The organism is uncultured Campylobacter sp., assembly GCF_937890585.1.
Lineage (GTDB): Bacteria > Campylobacterota > Campylobacteria > Campylobacterales > Campylobacteraceae > Campylobacter_A.
Genome location: NZ_CALACG010000344.1, coordinates 1 through 5,331 on the forward strand (window position 1 = coordinate 1; position 5,331 = coordinate 5,331).

8 protein-coding genes are annotated in these 5,331 nt (G+C 37.4%); 3 read left to right on the forward strand and 5 right to left on the reverse strand.

From position 1 onward, the window contains the following. Positions 1-85: 85 nt before the first annotated feature. The 3 genes from Q0296_RS10345 to Q0296_RS10355 form a co-directional block, all read right to left on the reverse strand. Positions 86-289: a hypothetical protein gene (locus Q0296_RS10345; protein WP_298040291.1), complete on the reverse strand. Its 204-nt coding sequence runs from the start codon at positions 287-289 to the stop codon at positions 86-88. A gap of 93 nt (positions 290-382) precedes the next feature. Beyond that, entirely contained in the window at positions 383-1,375 is a 993-nt protein-coding gene (locus Q0296_RS10350) for a DUF4352 domain-containing protein (RefSeq protein ID WP_298040292.1), read from the reverse strand. 99 nt (positions 1,376-1,474) lie between these two features. Continuing rightward, a complete protein-coding gene (locus Q0296_RS10355) occupies positions 1,475-1,807 on the reverse strand; it encodes a DNA adenine methylase (RefSeq protein ID WP_366939751.1) in 333 nt (110 codons plus the stop codon). A 66-nt stretch (positions 1,808-1,873) separates the two neighbouring features. On the opposite strand from Q0296_RS10355, the gene Q0296_RS10360 reads away from it, so the two are divergent. From Q0296_RS10360 to Q0296_RS10370, 3 genes are read left to right on the forward strand one after another with little or no spacing between them, the layout of a single operon-like run. Then, positions 1,874-2,506, forward strand: coding sequence for a nucleoside recognition domain-containing protein (locus Q0296_RS10360; protein ID WP_298040296.1), 633 nt, complete (start codon positions 1,874-1,876; stop codon positions 2,504-2,506). A gap of 3 nt (positions 2,507-2,509) precedes the next feature. After that, positions 2,510-2,965 (forward strand): YjiG family protein, encoded by a 456-nt coding sequence (locus Q0296_RS10365; RefSeq protein ID WP_002942766.1) that lies wholly within the window; start codon positions 2,510-2,512, stop codon positions 2,963-2,965. 9 nt (positions 2,966-2,974) lie between these two features. Next, positions 2,975-4,093, forward strand: coding sequence for a M20/M25/M40 family metallo-hydrolase (locus Q0296_RS10370; RefSeq protein WP_298040299.1), 1,119 nt, complete (start codon positions 2,975-2,977; stop codon positions 4,091-4,093). A gap of 159 nt (positions 4,094-4,252) precedes the next feature. On the opposite strand, the gene Q0296_RS10375 is transcribed toward Q0296_RS10370, so the two are convergent. Together Q0296_RS10375 and Q0296_RS10380 are read right to left on the reverse strand one after the other, a co-directional pair. After that, complete coding sequence (locus Q0296_RS10375) at positions 4,253-4,378, reverse strand: hypothetical protein (RefSeq protein WP_298040301.1); 126 nt, start codon at positions 4,376-4,378, stop codon at positions 4,253-4,255. Positions 4,379-4,870: 492 nt separating this feature from the next. Next, on the reverse strand, positions 4,871-5,331 hold a 461-nt coding region (locus tag Q0296_RS10380; protein ID WP_298040303.1), incomplete at its 5' end, for an exonuclease domain-containing protein.

The window sequence follows — 5,331 nt, forward strand, 5'->3', positions numbered from 1 at the left end:
AGATTGTGCCAGCAAGTTTTAACGAGTTACTTCTCTCAAAGTTTATTTGACTTATCAATTCTATCCGTTTACTATTTAGTAAACTTTATTTGTAAAAAAAATTCAAGTCTAAATCCAATTTATCACTTATTGCCTTTAATTGATTAGCTCGAAAAGTATTTTTACCTTTTTCTAAATTTTCCAAATGATAAGATAATAACTGCTTTGACATATCTACTTCATTCGCAAAATTAGAAATATTTTTGTATTTCTTTTTTATTTTTTTTAACAGTATCTCATAAATCTCCATTTTTTCACCTCAAATTTAGTTTACCATATAGTTAACAAAAAGTCAAATATCTTTGACTAAAAAAAGACTCCGTTAAGAGTCTTTAATATAAAATTATTTCAAACTTACTTCTGCTTCTCCCGTTTCAGAAAAAATATTGTTCACAGTTTTTAATACTAATCCTGTTGAATTTGCCACATCATCTGGAACATCATAGAATATTTTTTTAGTTATTTCAGTTCCTGGATTTATGTCTTCAAAATTCATGGCATCTTTCAGAGAAACCATCGTCGGAGAATATTGTTTCTCATTTAGAAACAGTTGAAATCCTCCACTGTCTATCTTAATCATTGAATTTGATATATTTTTTATTTTTACTGTCAGTATAAGGAAACTGTTTTCTTTTGAATTTGGTTCATAATATATATACTCACTATCACTCACTTTTTTTGAAACTTCCTTTGATAAAACTGTAAATTTAACTTTTTCTGTTTTTATCAGTTCTGTTATTGAAGCTTTTTTGTTTTCCTGAGGTTTTCCAGCATTATTACCATTCATATTTTCAGAAAATTTTGTAAATCCTAAACTGATTATATCAATAAATTCCTTATTTTTCGGATTTTCTCCATCAATTTCCCAGTCATTTCCACTCTTTTTCAGAATAGCATTAACATTTTTTTGACTATATTTAAGATCCTTTGAATTTAATTTTTCCTCAAAAAACTTTACTACAAATTCATCTCCTATTTTTGATATTTCTTCGTCACTTTTTCCATAATTGGCAAATGCCAAAGCCATAGCCTGCTGTAAAAATTCAGGAATATATGAAGACAAATCTGGTGCCTTAATGTCTAAATTTATTGTTGCATTATTTCCTTCAACTTTAGTACTTTTAATAGTGTATGACATTTTTTTATACGCATTCAAGAAAATTTCTGTTCCTTTATCTCCTTTTGTAATGTTTGAATTAGGATTTAATTTCTTAATCTTTTCCGCATCTCCACTTTTTAATGCATTCATTACGGTTTCAAAATCTTTTTGTGGTTTCGGTACTCCACAGCTCATAAATAAAACTGATAACATAAAAATCAATAATACTTTTTTCAAATCTAATCAACTCCTTTAAATTTTTAATATATTATACCTCATTTGAAAGAAATTTCAAAGAAAAAAGAGCCTGATGGCTCTTAACTAAAAGTAATTTTTTTAAAATGCTGGTTTTAATTTTTTTGAAAAAACTACAATTTCTTTACCTTTGATTTTTTTTTCTAAACTATAATTGATATCAAATTCCTTAATATCATATGTATTATACATTTTTTTTATTTCCTCACAATTATCATAAGTTACAATCCAATCTAAATCTAAATTTTTTATTCTCTCAGAAAGATTAAAATGATTTTCATATTTAAAAAAGTTTGTATATAATTCTGAACCCCTCTTGTAATATGGTGGATCAAAAAATATAAATAAATTTTCCTTCTCCATTTTATTTAATTCTTCTATAAAATCTAAAACATCTAAATTATAAAATTTTATATTTTAAATATTACATAAGCATAGGCGTTATAATATTTAAACAAATTCCAAATCAAAGGAGGCTTTATGAAAGAGAGTAGTGATACCAAAAAACTCATCATCGGTACGATCACACTTGCAATAGCGATCGTTTTCTTCGGAGGTTTTTTACAAAACACCTATGGTGGCATCTTTGACTTTAGCAAACTTGCTGGTCAATTTCCAGAATGGTTTAAAACAGGAAGTGGCACTAGCGCAAAAGGCGGCTTTTTATTTGCCCTTAGCCTTGCTCCTGCCGTCATGCTCGCGCTTGGTTTTGTCGCTATTTTTGAGAAATACCATGCGCTTTACGCAGCTTCAAGACTGCTAACGCCTGTTTTAAAGCCACTTATTGGCATACCAGGATGTTGCTCTATCTCTTTGATAGCAAGCACACAAAGCACCGATGCAGGCGGCTCAACAGCTAAATTTTTGCGCCAAGATGGCCTCATCACACACAAAGAGCTTCTCATCTTTGCAGCGTTTCAGTTTAGCGCTGGTGCGATGATCACAAATTTCTTATCTTCATTTGCACCTGTTTTACTAGTTACCGACAAAGCTGGCAACACAGCCCCTGCTACCATAGCCATGGTGCTTGGCATAGTCTTTGTCTTTAAAATTTTGGGAGCAAATTTGATGAGACTTTATGTCAAAAAATTTGTCAAAGATGATGAGGAGTAAGAGATGACTGAAAATAAACTAATAACCGACGTATTTGTAGAGGGCGCTAGAAAAGGCTGGGACATCGCCGTAAAAAACACTATCCCAAACGTGCTTATGGCCTTTGTCATCATCCACATCCTAAAGGTATCTGGCGCACTTAGCGTGATAGGCAAATTTCTAGGATTTATCATGCTCCCACTTGGTCTTCCAGGTGAGTCCATAGCCGTTTTTATGGCTGCGTTTTTGAGCTGGGGTGGCTCAGCAGGTGTGCTAGTCGCACTTGTGGGAGATGGTACGCTAAACGCAAACGACATCGCCGTCTTGCTTCCTGGCATGGCGCTAGTTGGCTCGACTGTGCAGTATATGGGACGAGTTTTAGGCGTGCTTGAAGTACCAGGCAGACACTATCTAGTACTTTTTGGAATTTGCATCCTAAATGCCTATTTAGCGATGTTTGTGATGAGCTTGCTCGTATAAGGATCAAAGATGAAAGATAGCGAAATAGACAAATATTTAGCCGATCTAAAAGAGCTAACCGACATCGAAAGCCCAACTTCGAGCATCAACGGCGTAAATGAAGTTGCGGCTTGGTTTAAAAAAAGAGCTGAAATTTTAGGCTTAAAAAGTAGGAGCATAGAGCTTGGCACCGACAAGGTCGCTCCTTGCCTTTTCATCTCAAATGACCTTGATGCTACAAACTACGACTTTTTATTCATAGGTCACATGGACACCGTTTTTCCTGTGGGAACAAAGGCTGATGTGCCATTTAAAAAGATAGATGAGCGCATAAATGCACTTGGCGCAATCGACGATAAAGGCGGCAGTCTGCTCTCGCTCTACGTCATCAAAGAGCTTAATCTTAGCAAACTAAAGATCGGCCTATTTTTAAATTCGCACGAGGAGACTGGCTCAAATTTCGCTAAAGATGCGATAAGAGAGCTAGCTAAAAAATCTCGCTACGCCCTAGTCGTAGAGCCTGCAAGAGAAGATGGCTCGATGGTAGCCACCAGAAAAGGCGTGATCTCTTATGTGCTAAATTTCCGTGGCGTGAGCGCGCACGCTGGCAACCACCCAGAGCGTGGCCGCTCAGCTGTCGTAGAGGCTGCAAATTTCATCGTTGAGCTCTCAAAACTCACTGATTTTAAGGCAGGCCATACATTTAATAGCATAATGACAAAAGGTGGTGACGCCCAAAATGTCGTGCCAGACTTTGCCAGCGTGACATTTGAGATGAGATATCGCCATGCTAGCTCGGTAGAGTTTTTACATAAGAAAATGGACGAAATTTTATCTAACCAACTCGTGCCAGACGTTACTTGCGAGCGCATACTCATAAACGAAGAAGCTCCAATGATAGATGAAATAAATTTACCAAATATCAAAAAGGTCTTTGACGAGGCTGCAGCAGCGACAGGCACGAAGGTCACTTGGGTCGATGCTGGCGGACTAAGCGATGGCAACATCAGCGCATCAGCAGGCTGTCCTACGATAGACGGCCTTGGTCCAACTGGTGGCAACATGCACACGAAAAACGAATATTTAGAGATAAACTCGGTCGTAAAAAAGTGCAATCTCATAGTTGAAGCTATCAAAAAACTTTCATAACATGGGCAAGCGATATGCTTGCCTAAATTTTTAAATTTACAACGACACAGCAGTCAAAACCTACTCAAATATCTCAAATTTATGAAAAAGCTCCGGCTCATCTACGCCACGCCTCACAAGCTCAGCCACCACTTCGTGCTCGCGGTCAGTTTGCATAGGCTAGCCACGTATATAGCCCTCTAGCTCGTCCTTTGCGGTCGCCTCCACGTATAAATTTTCGCCCCCCGCCACGTAGATATCACGCATGGCGTCGATGTTATTTGTCACACGCCAAAAGCTTGGCAAATAGCTCTTTTACGGGGCGATCTTTTTTAAATTTCACCACACAAACAGGCGTTTTGCTCCCAGCTTTAAACCGCCTAAGTTCCTTAAACATTTGGTACAACGCTTTGAAATTTAGCCAAAAGCTCGCTGTCACTTAATACTTCAGGGCTAAATTTAACTCCAAATTTACTGCAAAGTTTTTGCCAAAGTAAATTTTCACATTGACACAAGCTCTAAATTTGTTTTAAAAGCAAAACAGCCTAACAAACTGCGTTATCGGTAGCGACGGCTTGGCTATGCGCATACAAAAACTGGCAAACATGAGAAATTTATCCACAATGGTAACGTTGTTTTAGGGATTTTGTAAAGATCAGCACTTGCAGGGCGATAGACTGCGGCATTTTTAAAAGCACGATGATTGCAAACCGTGCTAAGATAGATAGTTTCTTTTAAAGCGCCCTCAACTAAATCAAATTTCTAAATTTAAAGCCAAAGCTCAAATTTAAACCAGCCCTACTCCAAAGCTTTTAAAACTGGCTCTGGTTTTAGCTTTACGCTTGGGGCATTTTTGCTAAAGCTTATGAGATCCTCTGTAGTTTGGATACTAAAAGGCAGGCGTGTGAGGCAGACTTTAAAGATTTCAGCCGCTGCTATGGCGTCGTTTAGGGCTCTGTGGTGAGTGTTGTTTATGCCAAGGAGCTCTTTTAGCGAGCCAAGTCCGTATTTTTGCGAGGCGATGGTGCGGCGGCTAAGATCGATGGTGCAGAGTTTTCTATTTAGTAGCATGCCAAGGCCGATCTCATTTAGGCTGTGCGAGATAAATCCGTAGTCAAAATTTACATTGTGCGCGATAAAGACGCTAGTTCCTAGAAAAATTTTAAACCGCTCAAGCACGTTTAGCAAATTTGGCGCACCAACTAGATCGCTAGCCTTTATGCCAGTTAGCTCGGTGATATTTTCAGGTACCATAGAAG

What these genes read in the sequence shown, in the direction of transcription:
- Q0296_RS10365 (WP_002942766.1), top strand. Translation starts at nt 2,510, where the DNA reads ATGACTGAAAATAAACTAATAACCGACGTATTTGTAGAGGGCGCTAGA.
- Q0296_RS10370 (WP_298040299.1), top strand. Translation starts at nt 2,975, where the DNA reads ATGAAAGATAGCGAAATAGACAAATATTTAGCCGATCTAAAAGAGCTA.
- Q0296_RS10345 (WP_298040291.1), bottom strand. Translation starts at nt 289, where the DNA reads ATGGAGATTTATGAGATACTGTTAAAAAAAATAAAAAAGAAATACAAA.
- Q0296_RS10360 (WP_298040296.1), top strand. Translation starts at nt 1,874, where the DNA reads ATGAAAGAGAGTAGTGATACCAAAAAACTCATCATCGGTACGATCACA.